The sequence below is a fragment of the Pseudomonas sp. KH_017 genome, assembly GCF_057840285.1.
The window spans coordinates 1,952,252-1,968,441 of sequence record NZ_CM174509.1; the positions used below are offsets into that span (position 1 = coordinate 1,952,252).

Here is a 16,190-nt window from a genome sequence, read left to right on the forward strand (position 1 = left end):
GGGCTTGCTCGCGAAGGCGGCCTCAAAGATACAAAAATCCCCCGGAATCTAACGATTGCGGGGGATTTTTTATGCCCGGAAAACCTTAGCGCTGATGCACCAGATTCCCCGCCGCATAGGTCTGCAGCACAGTCCGGTCATCCCCCAGGGTCATCAACACAAACAACGTCTCGGCGATGTTATTGGCCTGCTTCAGGCGATAGCCCAGCAGCGGCGTGGCGTTGTAGTCCAGCACCAGGAAGTCGGCGTCGGTGCCCGGTTGCAGGGTGCCGATCTTGTCTTCCAGGCGCAGTGCGCGGGCGCCGCCGAGGGTGGCCAGGTACAGCGACTTGAACGGGCTCAGGCGTGCACCCTGCAGCTGCATGACCTTGTAGGCTTCGTTGAGGGTTTGCAGCAGCGAGAAACTGGTGCCGCCGCCCACATCGGTGCCGATGCCGACATTGAGTTTGTGCTTCTCGGCCATCGGCAGGTTGAACAGGCCGCTGCCGAGGAAGAAGTTCGAGGTCGGGCAGAACGAGATGGCCGAACCGGTTTCTGCCAGTCGCGCGCACTCGTCATCGCACAGGTGCACACCGTGGGCGAACACCGAGCGCTCGCCGAGCAACTGGTAGTGGTCGTAGACGTCCAGGTAACCCTTGCGCTCCGGGAACAGTTCCTTGACCCACTCGATTTCCTTGAGGTTTTCGCTGATGTGGGTCTGCATGTACAGATCCGGGTATTCGGTCAGCAACTGGCCGGCCAGGGTCAACTGTTCCGGGGTGCTGGTCGGTGCGAAGCGTGGGGTGACCGCGTAGTGCAGGCGACCCTTGCCGTGCCAGCGCTCGATCAGCGCCTTGCTTTCGACGTAGCTGGATTCGGCGGTGTCGGTCAGGTAGTCCGGGGCGTTGCGGTCCATCATCACCTTGCCGGCGATCATCCGCAGGTCAAGCTGCTCGGCGGCTTCGAAGAACGAGTTCACCGATTGCGGATGCACGCTGCCGAACACCAGCGCAGTGGTGGTGCCGTTGCGCAGCAGTTCCTTGATGAAAATGTCCGCGACCTGGTCGGCGTGGGCCTTGTCGGCGAACTGGCTTTCGCACGGGAAGGTGTAGGTGTTGAGCCAGTCCAGCAATTGCTCGCCATAGGCGCCGACCATGCCGGTTTGCGGCAGGTGGATGTGGGTGTCGATGAAGCCGGGAGTGATCAGTGCGTCCTGATAGCGGGTGATTTCGACGTCAGCCGGCAGGGTCGGCAGCAGTTCGCTGGCGTGGCCCAGGGCGCTGATCTGGCCGTTATCCACAACCAGCAAGCCGTCTTCGAAATACTCGTAGGAAGCTTCGATGCCCACGACGGCTGGGTCGGCGATGCTGTGCAGGATGGCGGCGCGGTAAGCTTTGCGAGTCAAAGGCATGTGAGTTCTCAATTGGAGGCTTGACTGCGGCGTGACGCAGGCAGCAGTTTGGCAATCGATCCGGCGCTGACGGTGTGTTGGCCGAAGTTCGCGTTATAGGTGGCGATGATTTCGCCGGCGATGGAGATGGCGATTTCCACAGGCAGCTTGCCTTTGACTTCGCCGATGCCCATCGGGCAGCGCATGCGTTGCACGACGCTGTTATCGAAACCACGGTCGCGCAGGCGATGTTCGAACTTCACCCGTTTGGTCTTCGAACCGATCAGGCCGAAGTAGGCGAAGTCGTTGCGCTTGAGGATCGCAGCGGTCAGTTCGAGGTCGAGCTGGTGGTTGTGGGTCATCACGATGCAATAGCTGCCGGCCGGCAGGTCATCGATTTCATCCACCGGTTCTTCGCTGACGATCTTGCGCACGCCATGGGGGATCTGCTCGGGAAATTCATCTTCCCGCGAATCGATCCAGCGTACCCGGCAGGGCAGGCTGGCCAGCAGCGGCACCAGGGCGCGGCCGACGTGGCCGGCACCGAACACGGCGATCTGCGCCTGTACCTGGCCCATCGGTTCGAACAGCAAAACGGTTGCACCACCGCAGCACTGGCCCAGGCTGGCACCGAGGCTGAAACGCTCCAGATGGGTGTCCTGCTTGCCGCTGGCGAGCATCTCGCGGGCGATCTTCATGGCCTTGTATTCCAGGTGCCCGCCACCGATGGTGTCGAAGCTCTGGTTCGCGCTGATGACCATCTTCGAGCCAGCGTTGCGCGGCGTCGAGCCGAGCTCTTCGATGATGGTCACCAGCACGCAGGGCTCACCCCGGTTTTGCAGGTCGGCGAGGGCGTCGATCCAGTTGTACATGTTTCACCTCAACATCTCTGTTGTTTGTACCGGCCTCTTCGCGAGCAAGCCCGCTCCCATATTTTGATCTCTGTCATTCACAAAATTTGTGCCCACTGGAGATCCATTGTGGGAGCGGGCTTGCTCGCGAAGGCCGCACCTCGTTCTTAGAGCGAAGCCAACTCGGTCTCAGCCTCGACAGCCTTCGCCGCCTTCAGCTGACGCATCTGCTCACAGCCCCACAACACCCGCTCCGGAGTCGCCGGGGCGTCGATTTTCGGTTGATGCCGGTAATCGCCCAGGCTCGCCACGGCGTCCTTGATCGCACACCACGAGGCGATGCCGAGCATGAACGGCGGCTCGCCCACGGCCTTGGAATGGAACACCGTGTCTTCCGGGTTCTTGCGGTTCTCCACCAGCTTCACCCGCAGGTCCAGCGGCATGTCCGCCACGGCCGGGATCTTGTAGCTGGCCGGGCCGTTGGTCATCAGCTTGCCCTTGTTGTTCCACACCAGCTCTTCCATGGTCAGCCAGCCCATGCCCTGGATGAACCCGCCCTCGACCTGACCGATGTCGATGGCCGGGTTCAGCGAGGCGCCGACGTCGTGGAGGATGTCGGTGCGCAGCATCTTGTATTCGCCGGTCAGGGTGTCGACCAGCACTTCACAGCACGCCGCGCCAAAGGCGAAGTAGTAGAACGGACGGCCGCGAGCCTGGCTGCGGTCGTAGTAGATTTTCGGGGTCTTGTAGAAACCGGTGCTCGACAGCGACACCTGGGCGAAATACGCCTGCTGGATCAGTGCTTCGAAGGTCAGGATGTGATCGCGGACCCGCACGTGGCCGTTGTGGAATTCCACGTCTTCTTCGCTGACCTTGTATTGGCGAGCCGCGAATTCCACCAGGCGTTGCTTGATGGTTTCGGCGGCGTTCTGCGCGGCCTTGCCGTTCAGGTCGGCACCGCTGGAAGCGGCGGTCGGCGAGGTGTTCGGCACCTTGTCGGTGTTGGTCGCGGTGATCTGCACGCGGTCCATTTCCACCTGGAACACTTCGGCCACGACCTGCGCGACCTTGGTGTTCAGGCCCTGGCCCATTTCGGTGCCGCCGTGGTTGAGGTGGATGCTGCCGTCGGTGTAGACGTGCACCAGGGCACCGGCCTGGTTGAGGAAGCTGGCGGTGAAGGAAATACCGAATTTCACCGGGGTCAGCGCCAGGCCTTTTTTCAGGATCGGGCTGTTGGCGTTGTAACGACGGATCGCTTCGCGACGCTCGGCGTACTGGCTGCTTTCTTCCAGTTCCGCAGTCATCTCTTCGAGCATGTTGTGCTCGACGGTCTGGTAGTAGTGGGTGACGTTGCGCTCGGTCTTGCCGTAGTAGTTGGCCTTGCGCACGGCCAAAGGATCCAGGACCAGATGGCGAGAGATGGCGTCCATCACTTCTTCGATGGCGACCATGCCTTGCGGGCCACCGAAACCACGGTAGGCGGTGTTCGACGCGGTGTTGGTCTTGCAGCGGTGACCGTTGATGGTCGCATCGCCCAGGTAGTACGAGTTGTCCGAGTGGAACATCGCCCGGTCGACGATCGACGCCGACAGGTCAGGCGAGCAACCGCAGTTGCCGGCCAGTTCCAGGTTGATGCCGTGCAGGCGTCCGGTGCTGTCGAAACCGACGTCGTACTCGACATAGAACGGGTGACGCTTGCCGGTCATCAGCATGTCTTCGACCCGGGGCAGACGCATCTTGGTCGGCTGGCCGGTGAGGTGCGCGATCACCGCACACAGGCACGCCGGGCTAGCCGCCTGGGTTTCCTTGCCGCCGAATCCACCGCCCATGCGGCGCATGTCGACGACGATCTTGTTCATCGACACGTCCAGCACTTCGGCCACCAGTTTCTGCACTTCGGTGGGGTTTTGCGTGGAGCAGTAGACGATCATGCCGCCGTCTTCGGTCGGCATCACCGAAGAGATCTGGGTTTCCAGGTAGAAGTGTTCCTGGCCGCCGATGTGCAGGGTGCCTTGAATGCGGTGCTCAGCGGTGGCCAGCGCGGTGGCTGAATCGCCACGTTTGTGGGTGTGGCTGTCGAGTACGAAGTGGCGTTTGCGCAGGGCTTCGACCACGTCCAGCACAGGTTCCAGGTCTTCGTATTCGATAATCGCGGCCATCGCCGCCTTGCGCGCGGTTTCCAGGTCCTTCGCCGCCACGGCGATCACCGGTTGACCGACGAATTGCACGGTGTCGATGGCTAGCAGCGGATCGCCCGGCAGCAACGGACCGATGTCTTTCAAGCCCGGCACGTCTTCGTGGGTGATGGCGATGCGCACGCCTTCAAAGGCGTAGCAGGGCGAAGTATCGATGCTGATGATCCGCGCGTGGGCACGGTCCGACATGCGCGCATAAACGTGCAACTGGTTCGGAAACTCCAGGCGATCGTCGATGTACTGCGCTTCACCGGCCACATGCTTGGCGGCGCTGTCGTGCTTGACGCTGCGGCCGACACCGGTGGTCAGGTCCTTGGCGAACAGTTCAGCCAATTCGGCCTGGGTCTTCTCTACGGCGTGATGATTAGACATAAGCGGTCACCCGAGTCTCGATGTGCGGTGTTTGCAGTTCGATGAAGTATTTGCGCAGCAGGTTCTGCGCGCTGAGCAGGCGGTATTCCTTGCTGGCGCGGAAGTCCGAGAGCGGCGTGAAGTCTTCGGCCAGAGCAGCGCAGGCGCGTTCGACAGTGGCGTTGTTGAACGGCGAGCCGAGCAACGCGACTTCGCAGGCAGCGGCGCGTTTCGGGATGGCGGCCATGCCGCCGAAGGCGACGCGGGCTTCAGCGACTACGCCATTTTCCAGGCGAATGTTGAAGGCGGCGCACACGGCAGAAATGTCATCGTCCAGGCGCTTGGAGATCTTGTAGGCGCGGAACAGTTTTTCGACGCTGGCGCGGGGCACGATGATTTTCTCGATGAACTCGCTTTCCTGGCGCGCAGTGACGCGGTAATCGATGAAGTAGTCTTCCAGCGCCAGGGTGCGTCGGGTTTCGCCTTTGCACAGCACGATTTGCGCGCCGAGGGCGATCAGCAGGGGCGGCGAGTCACCAATTGGCGAGGCGTTGCCGATGTTGCCGCCCAGGGTGCCCTGGTTGCGGATCTGCAAGGACGCGAAGCGGTGCAGCAATTCACCGAAGTCCGGATACTCGGCGTTCAAGGCCTCGTAGCAATCGGAAAGGGACGTGGCGGCGCCGATTTCCAGGCGATCGTCAAAACGCTCGATGCGTTTCATCTCGGCGACGTTGCCGACGTAAATCATCACCGGCAGGGTGCGGTGGAACTGCGTGACTTCCAGCGCCAGGTCGGTACCGCCGGCCAGCAGGCGGGCCTGTGGATAAGCGTCGTAGAGGTCGGCCAGGTCGGCCACGGTCAGTGGCACCAGGCAGCGTTTGTCGCCGCTGTTGAGTTCGCCGATATCGGTCGGGGCAATGGCTTTCAGGCGGGCGATGGTGTCGGCCTCGCGGGCGTCGAACTGGTCCGGCTGCTTGGCGCAGCAGGACTGTTCGGCGGCTTCGAGGATCGGCCGGTAGCCGGTGCAACGGCAGAGATTGCCGGCCAGTGCTTCGTGGGCCTTGGCATGATCCGGTGCATCGCTGTTCTTTTGCAGGGCAAACAGCGACATCACGAAACCGGGGGTACAGAAGCCGCATTGCGAGCCGTGGCACTCGACCATGGCTTTCTGCACGCTGTGCAGTTCACCCTTGTGCTTGAGGTCTTCGACGCTGATCAGTTGTTTGCCGTGCAGGGACGACACGAAGGTCAGGCACGAGTTGAGGCTGCGATAGCGAATGTGTTCGCGGCCGTCATCCTCGGTCTGCAATTCGCCGACCACCACGGTGCAGGCGCCGCAGTCACCGCTGGCGCAGCCTTCTTTGGTGCCGGGCTTGCCCACATGGTCGCGCAGATAATTGAGCACGGTCAGGTTCGGGTCCAGGGCGTGCTCGCTACGGAGTTCCTGGTTTAGTAAAAACTGGATCACGGAAGGCCTCGCAGACTCATTATTGTTGTTAACCGATAGGAACTGAATTTAGCAGGTCTGACTTTTCGGTCAATGATTTTCTGACTTAAAGGTCAGGAAATTGCAATTTGTCGATTAACCACCTGTTCCTTAATTATTGTCGTTGCTTTGATAGCCTGCCTTTTTGCTTGAATTTGCTTGAATCGTGCCAAAAACCTCCGGGCGGGCACTCCGCCCTGACGCAGCAATTGCGCTACACTGCGCCGCTTGTACAGTTCAAAGAGTTTGAAGGACAACCATGACGTTCAAGGCGCCGGACAGCCTCGCCGAGCAAATCGCTCACCACCTCGCCGAACGCATCATTCGCGGCGAAATGAAGCCAGGGGAGCGCATCCAGGAACAGAAGGTCACGCTGGCCCTCAACGTCAGCCGTGGTTCGGTCCGCGAGGCCTTGCTGATCCTCGAGCGTCGGCACCTGATCGCGATCCTGCCGCGACGGGGCGCCCACGTCACCGAGCTCACGCCGCACAAGGTGCAGAGCCTGTGCACGCTGATGAGCGAGCTCTATATCCTGCTCGGCAACTCGGTGGCCAGCGGCTGGAAAACCCAGGCCGACATGGCGCCGTTCGTGCAGATCCAGCAACGCCTGACGGCCAGCTACGAGCGTCAGGACATCCGCACTTTCGTCGACGACAGCTTCAATGTGATGCGCGCCGCGTACCCGTTCGCCAACAACCCGTACTTGCAGGAAACCGTCGAGAATCTGCAGCCGGCCATGAGCCGTGCGTATTTCCTCGCGCTGGACCAGCGCAAGGCGTCGATGAGCGAGTTCCTCGAGCTGTTCGAACGCTTGCTCGCTGCCGTGCTGGCCCGTGACTTTGCGCAGATTCGCGTGGTGCTGACGGCTTACGCCCAGCGCAGTTGCGATCTGGTGATCTCTGCCCTGACGGACGCCTGAGGGTGCGGCTCAAGTGCATCAAGCTGGCGGGGTTCAAGTCCTTCGTCGACCCGACCACGGTGAACTTCCCCAGTAACATGGCGGCGGTGGTCGGGCCCAATGGTTGCGGCAAGTCGAACATCATCGACGCCGTACGCTGGGTGATGGGCGAGAGTTCGGCGAAGAACCTGCGCGGCGAATCGATGACCGACGTCATCTTCAACGGCTCCACCAGCCGCAAACCGGTGAGCCAGGCGAGCATCGAACTGGTGTTCGATAACTCCGATGGCACCTTGCTCGGTGAATACGCCGCCTACGCGGAAATTTCCATCCGCCGCAAAGTGACCCGCGACAGCCAGACCACCTACTACCTCAACGGCACCAAATGCCGGCGCCGCGACATCACCGACATTTTCCTTGGCACCGGCCTTGGCCCGCGCAGCTACTCGATCATCGAGCAGGGGATGATCTCCAAGCTGATCGAGTCCAAGCCGGAAGACCTGCGCAACTTCATCGAAGAAGCCGCGGGCATCTCCAAGTACAAGGAGCGCCGGCGCGAGACCGAAAACCGCATCCGCCGCACCCACGAGAACCTTGAGCGCCTGACCGACCTGCGCGAAGAGCTTGAGCGTCAGCTCGAGCGCTTGCACCGCCAGGCCGAGGCCGCCAAGAAGTATCAGGAATTCAAGGGTGAGGAGCGTCAGCTCAAGGCCCAGCTGTCGGCCCTGCGCTGGCAGGCGCTGAACGATCAGGTCGGCCAGCGTGAAGCGATCATCGGCAACCAGGAAGTTTCTTTCGAAGCCCTGGTGGCCGAACAGCGCAATGCCGACGCAAGCATCGAGCGCCTGCGTGACGGACACCACGACCTGTCGGAGCGCTTCAATCTGGTGCAGGGGCGCTTCTACTCGGTTGGCGGCGACATTGCCCGGGTCGAGCAGAGCATTCAGCACGGCCAGCAGCGTTTGCGCCAGTTGCAGGAAGACCTGAAAGAGGCCGAGCGCGCACGCCTGGAAACCGAATCGCACCTGGGCCACGACCGCACGCTGCTGCTGACCCTCGGCGAAGAGCTGGACATGCTCACCCCGGAGCAGGAAGTCACCAGCGCCGCCGCCGAAGAGGCCGCTGCCGCGCTGGAAGAATCCGAAACCACCATGCACGGCTGGCAAGAGCAGTGGGATACGTTCAACCTCACCGCCGCCGAGCCGCGCCGTCAGGCCGAAGTGCAGCAATCGCGGATCCAGCAACTGGAAACCAGCCTGGAGCGCCTGGCCGATCGCCAGAAGCGACTTGGCGAAGAGCGCGCCTTGCTCTCGGCGGACCCGGAAGACGCGGCGATCATGGAGCTCAGTGAGCAGCTCGCTGAATCCGAAGCGACCCTTGAGGATTTGCAGACCAGCGAAGAAGCGCAGGTCGAAAAGCTTGAGCAGTTGCGTCAGGAGCTGCAGCAGGCGTTGTCGGCGCAACAGCAGGCCCAGGGCGATTTGCAGCGCCTCAACGGTCGGCTGGCTTCGCTCGAAGCCTTGCAGCAAGCCGCGCTCGATCCGGGCACTGGCACCGCCGAATGGCTGCGCGAACAGAATCTTGCGAATCGCCCGCGCCTGGCCGAAGGCCTGAAAGTTGAGGCCGGTTGGGAGCTGGCGGTGGAAACCGTGCTCGGTGCCGACCTGCAAGCGGTGCTGGTGGACGACTTCAACGATTTCGATCTGTCGGGCTTTGCCCAGGGCGACTTGCGTTTGCTCAGCCCGTCCAGCGATGGCGTACGAGTGCCGGGCAGCTTGCTGGACAAGGTCGAGGCGCAGCTCGACCTGTCGCCATGGCTGGGGCAGGTCAAGCCGGTCGACAGCCTCGAACAGGCCTTGGCCATGCGGGGCCAATTGGCTGCCGGGCAGAGCCTGATCAGCCGTGATGGTTACTGGGTCGGTCGGCATTTTCTGCGTGTGCGTCGGGCCAGTGAAGCGGAAAGTGGCGTGCTCGCCCGGGGTCAGGAAATCCAGCAACTGGGCCTGGAGCGTGAAGAGCGCGAAGCCGCTGTCGAAACCCTGGAAACCCGACTGCAGAATCTCAGGGCACAGCAGCGTCAGCAAGAAAACGGTCGCGAACATTTGCGCCGTTTGCTGCAGGACGAAGCGCGTCAGCAAGGTGAGTTAAAGGCTCAATTGTCCGCCGGCAAAGCCAAGGCCGAACAATTGACCCTGCGCCGTACGCGCCTCGACGACGAACTGGTCGAACTGGACGAACAGCGCGCCCTGGAGCACGAAAACATCGGTGAAGCGCGCCTGCAATTGCAGGAGGCCCTCGACAGCATGGCGCTGGACACCGAGCAGCGTGAGTTGCTGCTGGCCCAGCGCGACAGCCTGCGCGAACGCCTGGACCGGGTGCGCCAGGAAGCCCGGCAGCACAAGGATCACGCCCATCAGTTGGCGGTGCGCCTGGGCTCGCTCAAGGCCCAGCACGATTCAACGCGTCAGGCGCTGGAACGTCTGGAGATGCAGTCCGAGCGGCTGACCGAAAAACGCGAGCAACTGAGCCTCAATCTGGAGGAGGGCGAAGCACCGCTGGAAGAGCTGCGTTTGAAGCTCGAGGAGTTGCTCGACAAGCGCATGACCGTCGACGAAGAACTCAAGACTGCGCAGATCGCCCTCGAAGACGCCGACCGCGAACTGCGCGACGCCGAGAAGCGCCGCAGCCAGGCCGAACAACAATCCCAGTTGATTCGCAGTCAGCTCGAAACCCAGCGCATGGAATGGCAAGCCCTGACCGTGCGCCGCAAGACCTTGCAGGACCAATTGCTGGAAGACGGCTACGATCTCCACGGCGTACTCGCGACCTTGACAGCGGAGGCCAGCGAGAAGGATGCCGAGGAAGAACTCGAGCGCATCGCTGCGAGGATCCAGCGTCTGGGCGCGATCAACCTGGCGGCCATCGATGAGTACCAGCAGCAATCGGAACGTAAACGTTATCTGGATGCGCAGAACGACGATCTGGTGGAAGCGCTCGATACCCTTGAGAACGTGATTCGCAAGATCGACAAGGAAACCCGTAACCGTTTCAAGGATACCTTTGATCAGATCAATGGCGGTTTACAGGCGCTTTTCCCAAAAGTTTTCGGTGGTGGCCGCGCATATTTGGAACTGACGGGCGAAGATTTACTCGATACAGGGGTAACAATCATGGCGCAGCCGCCAGGAAAGAAGAACAGCACCATCCATTTGCTCTCCGGCGGCGAAAAAGCCCTGACCGCATTGGCCCTGGTTTTTGCGATCTTCAAATTGAACCCGGCGCCGTTCTGCATGCTCGATGAGGTTGACGCGCCACTGGATGACGCTAACGTTGGACGCTACGCGCGATTGGTAAAAGAGATGTCACAGACAGTGCAGTTCATCTATATCACCCACAACAAGATCGCCATGGAAATGGCCGAACAACTGATGGGTGTGACGATGCACGAACCCGGTTGTTCACGTCTGGTGGCAGTGGATGTCGAGGAGGCGATGGCGATGGTGGACGCCTGAGTCGTGGTTGTAGAAAAGGTGGCTTACGGTGTGTAGGGCTCTTTTCCTGGCTTCGACTTGCTGGCCAATCGACATATTCGCGCTAGCCAACGTGGTAGACGGTGTAAAGTTGCCTTTGGTCGTGCTAGTTTAATGTCAATTTTTCGTATACGTGGGCAAAACGCCTGTCAGAACATAGAGTTGGCGCCACGTTTTAAAGCGGTTTGCAGGTTGTAAACCCCTTATTTTTCAGCATTTTTTATAGAGGCACGGGATTACATGGAAATCGGTCTGCGCGAGTGGCTGATCGTCATCGGCATTATTGTCATTGCCGGTATTCTTTTCGATGGCTGGCGCCGTATGCGCGGCGGCAAGGGAAAACTGAAGTTCCGTCTTGATCGAAGTCTGTCCAATCTGCCGGACGAGGACAGCAGCACCAGCGCCGAGCTGCTGGGCCCGCCGCGCGTGCTGGACACGCATAGAGAGCCGCAACTGGACGAGCACGATCTGCCGTCGGTGAGCATGCCGGCCCGCGAGCCTCGCGAGTCGGGCTCCAAGCGCGGCAAGCGTGGCCACGGCGAGCCTTCCCAGGGCGACATGAACCTCAGCCTGGATCTGGACGGCGGCCCGAGCTTCAGCAGTCGCGACGACGACTTCCCGGATGACACCAAGGCTTCGCCAGCGGTCAACGACAAAGAACAACCGCAAGCTGAAGAAGTGCTGGTGATCAGCGTGATCTGCCGCGACGCTGCCGGCTTCAAGGGCCCGGCGCTGTTGCAGAACATTCTGGAAAGCGGTCTGCGTTTCGGCGAGATGGATATTTTCCACCGTCACGAAAGCATGGCCGGCAACGGTGAAGTGCTGTTCTCCATGGCCAACGCCGTCAAGCCTGGCGTATTCGACCTGGACGACATCGACCACTTCAGCACTCCGGCGGTGAGCTTCTTCCTGGGGCTGCCAGGCCCTCGCCATCCGAAACAGGCTTTCGACGTCATGGTAGCGGCAGCGCGCAAACTGTCCCAGGAACTGAACGGCGAACTGAAGGACGACCAGCGCAGCGTACTGACTGCCCAGACGATCGAGCACTACCGTCAGCGCATCGTGGAATTTGAACGCCGCGCCCTGACCCAGAAACGTTGATTGAAATGGTTATTCCCGCGCGGTGCGCGGGATAATCGGCAAAACAGATTGAGCAGCCTCGGCTGCTCTTTTGCTTTATGAGAGAACACCCATGACCGCCGCCAAGAACCGTATTTTAGAGCTGCGCGCTGAGCTGGATCAGCACAACTATCGTTACCACGTGCTCGACGAGCCGAGCATTCCGGACGCCGAATACGACCGCTTGTTCAACGAGCTCAAGGCTCTGGAAGCGGCCAATCCCGAACTGATCACCAGCGACTCGCCAACCCAGCGAGTGGGCAGCGCGGCGCTGTCGGCGTTTACCCAGGTGCGTCACGAAGTGCCGATGCTCAGCCTCGGCAACGCCTTCGAAGAAACCGACATGCGTGAGTTCGACCGCCGGGTGACCGAAGGCCTGGACCTGCCAGCCGGAGATCTGTTCGGTGGCGGCGCAACCGTTGAATACAGCTGTGAGCCCAAGCTCGATGGCGGCGCAACCGTTGAATACAGCTGTGAGCCCAAGCTCGATGGCCTGGCCGTCAGCCTGCTGTATCAGGATGGCATCTTGGTGCGCGGCGCGACCCGCGGCGACGGCACCACTGGCGAAGACATCAGCGTCAACGTGCGCACCGTACGCAACATCCCGCTCAAGCTGCACGGTACCGGCTGGCCGGCGACCCTGGAAGTGCGCGGTGAAGTGTTCATGTCCAAGGCCGGTTTCGAACGGCTCAACGCCACGCAACTGGAAGTCGGCGGCAAGACCTTCGCCAACCCGCGCAACGCGGCGGCAGGCAGTTTGCGCCAGCTGGACTCGAAGATCACCGCCAACCGTCCGCTGGAATTCTGCTGCTACGGCATCGGCCAGGTGTCGGCGGACATCGCCGATACGCACATCGGCAATTTGCAGCAACTCCAGGCCTGGGGCATGCCGATCAGTCATGAGCTGAAACTGGCGCACGGTATCGCCGAGTGCCTGGATTACTACCGCGACATCGGTGAGCGTCGCAACGCGCTGCCGTATGAAATCGACGGCGTGGTGTTCAAGGTCAACAGCATTGCCTCCCAGCGCGAACTGGGTTTTCGCGCCCGTGAGCCGCGTTGGGCCATCGCCCACAAATTCCCGGCGATGGAAGAGCTCACCGAACTGCTCGATGTGGAGTTCCAGGTAGGCCGCACCGGGGCGGTGACGCCGGTGGCGCGACTGAAACCGGTCAAGGTCGCCGGTGTCACGGTGGCCAACGCCACCCTGCATAACATGGACGAAGTCGCGCGCCTGGGTCTGATGATCGGCGATACGGTGATCATTCGCCGCGCCGGTGACGTGATTCCGCAGGTGGTGCAAGTGGTCATGGAACGCCGTCCGGAAAACGCCCGGCCGGTGCAGATTCCCGAGCAGTGCCCGGTGTGCGGTTCCCATGTCGAGCGCACGCAGCTGATCAAGCGCAGCAAGGGCCGCGAGACGATCAGCGAAGGCGCAGTGTATCGCTGCGTCGGTCGTCTGGCCTGCGGTGCGCAGCTCAAGCAGGCGATCATTCACTTCGTTTCCCGTCGCGCCATGGACATCGAAGGCCTGGGAGAGAAGAGCGTTGAGCAACTGGTCGACGAAGGCCTGGTGAGCTCACCGGCCGATCTGTACGCCCTGACCTTCGAGCAGATCGTCGATCTGGAAGGCTTTGCCGAACTGTCGAGCAAGAACCTGCTCGGCGCCATCGAAGACAGCAAGAAGCCGGGCCTGGCGCGGTTCATCTACGCCCTCGGGATTCCCGATGTCGGTGAGGAGACGGCCAAGGTTCTGGCGCGTTCCCTGGGTTCGCTGGAGCGGGTGCAGCAGGCCTTGCCGCAGGTGCTGACGTACTTGCCGGATGTTGGCCTGGAAGTCGCGCACGAGATCCACAGCTTCTTCGAGGATGCGCATAACCAGCAGGTGATCGCTGATTTGCTCAGGCATGGCCTGCAGATCCAGGATCAGGGCGAGTTGGGTGCCGAGTTTTCGGCGAGCACCACACTGGGTGGTTTCCTCGACAAGCTGCATATCCCGTTGGTCGGGCCGGGCGGGGCGCAGAAACTGGCGGACAAGTTTGGCTCGCTGCAGGCGGTGATCGGCGCGGATTGGCTGGATATGCGCCAGGCGCTGCCGGAGAAACAGGCCAATTCGGTGCGCGAGTTCTTTGCGGTCGAAGAAAATCGTCAATTGGCCGAAGCGGCGGAGAAGCAACTGGCCGATTTCGGTATGCACTGGCAGAGCGAGAAGAAGGTCGTCGAAGGCTTGCCGCTGGCCGGGCAGACCTGGGTGCTGACCGGCTCGCTGGAGCTGATGAGTCGCGATATCGCCAAGGACAAACTTGAAAGCCTCGGCGCCAAGGTAGCGGGCTCGGTGTCGGCCAAGACCCATTGCGTGGTGGCAGGGCCGGGTGCCGGTTCGAAGCTGACCAAAGCCAACGAACTGGGGTTGAAGGTGCTGGATGAAGAGGCGTTTGTCGAGTTTCTGCGCAAGCACGATATTTCGGTGTGAAGCCATTCGTCGGAACGCCGCCCGGAGCAAACCCGCTCCCACATTTAACCGAGTTCTTCCTGTAAGAAATCGATCGAATGTGGGAGCGGGCTTGCTCGCGAAGGCGATTTCAACAGCCCCGCAGAAAACGGGAACGATCACCTCTCGGGAATGATCTAGTCTTGGCAGTCCCCAGGGAGAGATCGCCATGTACCCTTTCTTCGAGCAGCTCAGCTCGCGCATCGCCGCGCCGTTCATGGCTGAAAATTCGCGCAACAGCAAGGTCTGGTCCTGTCGTTGCGGGCAGTCGCTGTTCTTTCGCAACAGCCAGTGCCTGGCCTGTTCGGCGGCGTTGGGTTATCAGCCGGAGCAGAGTCGCTTGTCTGCGCTGCAACCGGGTGTGCAAGCGGGCACCTGGCTGCTTGATGCCGATCCCGGGGCTGGCCTGTTTCGACGCTGCGCCAACCTCGACTCCCCGGCCGCCTGTAATTGGTTGCTGCCTGCCAATGACCATGACGTCTTGTGCATTGCCTGCAGCCTCAATCGCACCATTCCTGATCTGTCGATAGCCGACAACCACGAGCGCTGGCGCAAGGTGGAAACCGCCAAGCGGCGTCTGGTCGCGCAACTGCTCAGCCTGGGGTTGCAGGTGATTCCCAGAACCGTCGATGAAGAGACCGGCCTTGCCTTCGATTTCATCGGCGTGGACCTCGAAGGCAAACCGCCTACCACCGGACACGCCAATGGCCTGGTCACCCTCGATATCAAGGAAGCCGACGATGCCCACCGCGAACAAGTGCGGGTGCAAATGCTCGAACCCTATCGCACGCTGCTCGGGCATTTTCGTCACGAAGTCGGCCATTACTACTGGGACCAATTGATCGCCAATAGCCAGTGGCTTGAGCCTTTTCGAGGGTTGTTCGGCGATGAACGCGCCAGCTATGCCGAAGCCCTCGAACGGCATTATCAGCACGGCGCACCGCTCGACTGGCAGCAGCACTGCGTCAGCGCCTACGCCACCATGCACCCGTGGGAAGACTGGGCCGAAACCTGGGCGCATTACCTGCACATGATGGATGCAGTGGATACCGCGCTGGGCTTTGGCATGAGTGCCCGGGAAATGGACTTCGACTATCAGCCGTTTCCGCCCGAAACCCTCTACGATCCACAGCATCCCGGCGGCGCGGCGTTCCTGTCGTTCGTCAATGCGTGGATCGAACTGGCCGGCATGCTCAACGAATTGTCACGCAGCATGGGGCAGCCGGATTTCTATCCGTTCGTCCTGCCGCCAGCGGTCATTGCCAAGCTGCACTTTATCCATCTGGTGATTCAGCAGGAGGGCGGCAGGGCGGATGAGGTGCTTGAGGCGCAATAGCAAGTGCTTGAACCCCCTCATATTTTTAATCCGAAACCAACGGTTGTAACTTCGCCTCAGATAGGTACAATGGCGCGGCTCGCCGACAGGTGAGCGTCGTTATGGTGACCCCATCGGTCCCCCCGCAACGATCAACCGTGAACCCGGTCAGGCCTGGAAGGGAGCAGCCGCAGCGGTGACATTGTGTGCCGGGGTGTGGCTGGTGGGGTTACCACCTTAACGCCACGCGAGTGTTCTCTTGCGTTATCTTTCTGAAAACAGACTTTCGCTAGCTGCCAGGATCTTGTCCAGGGCGGTTTTTCGCCGTTTGCGGTTTATCCACAGCCGCAGGTTCGCCACCGATATACAGCCGGACAATTTCATCGATCTCCCCGGACATCTTCATCCGAAACAGGGTGCGCAGAATGCGCTGCACCGGCACTTGCGGGGCGTTGCGCACGGCGGCGCATGCCGGGTGATCAACACGTCAGGTTGAGTGAAGAGCGGGATGCTCCAGAGATAATCGCCAGGCTGATCGGGCAGCCACGATTGCGCAGCCACGCTGTCCAGGCTGATCAACAGCAA

Annotated in this window: 9 protein-coding genes, 1 other RNA gene and 1 pseudogene; 6 read left to right on the top strand and 5 right to left on the bottom strand. The window is 61.1% G+C overall.

The window, feature by feature from the left end; all coding sequences use genetic code 11:
* Window positions 1-85: 85 nt before the first annotated feature.
* From guaD to xdhA, 4 genes are all read right to left on the bottom strand, one after another.
* A complete protein-coding gene (guaD, locus tag AC3IT6_RS08920; RefSeq protein ID WP_489354923.1) occupies window positions 86-1,390 on the bottom strand; it encodes a guanine deaminase in 1,305 nt (434 codons plus the stop codon).
* A gap of 8 nt (window positions 1,391-1,398) precedes the next feature.
* Entirely contained in the window at window positions 1,399-2,241 is an 843-nt protein-coding gene (gene xdhC / locus AC3IT6_RS08925) for a xanthine dehydrogenase accessory protein XdhC (RefSeq protein ID WP_223446095.1), read from the bottom strand.
* A 146-nt stretch (window positions 2,242-2,387) separates the two neighbouring features.
* A complete protein-coding gene (gene xdhB, locus AC3IT6_RS08930; protein WP_489354924.1) occupies window positions 2,388-4,787 on the bottom strand; it encodes a xanthine dehydrogenase molybdopterin binding subunit in 2,400 nt (799 codons plus the stop codon).
* Window positions 4,780-6,234, bottom strand: coding sequence for a xanthine dehydrogenase small subunit (xdhA, locus tag AC3IT6_RS08935; RefSeq protein ID WP_489354925.1), 1,455 nt, complete (start codon window positions 6,232-6,234; stop codon window positions 4,780-4,782). Before xdhA ends, xdhB begins: the two co-directional genes overlap by 8 nt.
* 277 nt (window positions 6,235-6,511) lie before the next feature.
* Here xdhA and AC3IT6_RS08940 point away from each other — a divergent pair, with 277 nt between their 5' ends.
* The 6 genes from AC3IT6_RS08940 (at window position 6,512) to ffs (ending at window position 15,834) form a co-directional block, all read left to right on the top strand.
* Entirely contained in the window at window positions 6,512-7,171 is a 660-nt protein-coding gene (locus AC3IT6_RS08940; protein WP_046042869.1) for a GntR family transcriptional regulator, read from the top strand.
* A gap of 2 nt (window positions 7,172-7,173) precedes the next feature.
* A complete protein-coding gene (smc, locus tag AC3IT6_RS08945; protein WP_489354926.1) occupies window positions 7,174-10,662 on the top strand; it encodes a chromosome segregation protein SMC in 3,489 nt (1,162 codons plus the stop codon).
* A gap of 258 nt (window positions 10,663-10,920) precedes the next feature.
* Window positions 10,921-11,781 carry a cell division protein ZipA gene (gene zipA / locus AC3IT6_RS08950; protein WP_489354927.1) on the top strand — a complete coding sequence of 287 codons (861 nt, stop codon included), beginning with the start codon at window positions 10,921-10,923 and terminating at the stop codon, window positions 11,779-11,781.
* Between the two features lie 91 nt (window positions 11,782-11,872).
* Entirely contained in the window at window positions 11,873-14,272 is a 2,400-nt protein-coding gene (gene ligA / locus AC3IT6_RS08955) for an NAD-dependent DNA ligase LigA (protein WP_489354928.1), read from the top strand.
* Window positions 14,273-14,459: 187 nt separating this feature from the next.
* Window positions 14,460-15,626: a zinc-binding metallopeptidase family protein gene (locus tag AC3IT6_RS08960; protein ID WP_489354929.1), complete on the top strand. Its 1,167-nt coding sequence runs from the start codon at window positions 14,460-14,462 to the stop codon at window positions 15,624-15,626.
* 111 nt (window positions 15,627-15,737) lie between these two features.
* Window positions 15,738-15,834: signal recognition particle sRNA small type (gene ffs, locus AC3IT6_RS08965), an RNA gene on the top strand.
* A gap of 60 nt (window positions 15,835-15,894) precedes the next feature.
* On the opposite strand, the pseudogene AC3IT6_RS08970 reads toward ffs, so the two are convergent.
* A pseudogene (locus AC3IT6_RS08970) lies at window positions 15,895-16,163 on the bottom strand (amino acid ABC transporter substrate-binding protein); the annotation flags it as partial.
* Window positions 16,164-16,190: the final 27 nt, after the last annotated feature.

Bases quoted from the DNA above. Each gene is read 5' to 3' on its own strand.
- guaD (WP_489354923.1), bottom strand. From the start codon at position 1,390: ATGCCTTTGACTCGCAAAGCTTACCGCGCCGCCATCCTGCACAGCATC.
- xdhC (WP_223446095.1), bottom strand. From the start codon at position 2,241: ATGTACAACTGGATCGACGCCCTCGCCGACCTGCAAAACCGGGGTGAG.
- xdhB (WP_489354924.1), bottom strand. From the start codon at position 4,787: ATGTCTAATCATCACGCCGTAGAGAAGACCCAGGCCGAATTGGCTGAA.
- AC3IT6_RS08940 (WP_046042869.1), top strand. From the start codon at position 6,512: ATGACGTTCAAGGCGCCGGACAGCCTCGCCGAGCAAATCGCTCACCAC.
- zipA (WP_489354927.1), top strand. From the start codon at position 10,921: ATGGAAATCGGTCTGCGCGAGTGGCTGATCGTCATCGGCATTATTGTC.
- ligA (WP_489354928.1), top strand. From the start codon at position 11,873: ATGACCGCCGCCAAGAACCGTATTTTAGAGCTGCGCGCTGAGCTGGAT.
- AC3IT6_RS08960 (WP_489354929.1), top strand. From the start codon at position 14,460: ATGTACCCTTTCTTCGAGCAGCTCAGCTCGCGCATCGCCGCGCCGTTC.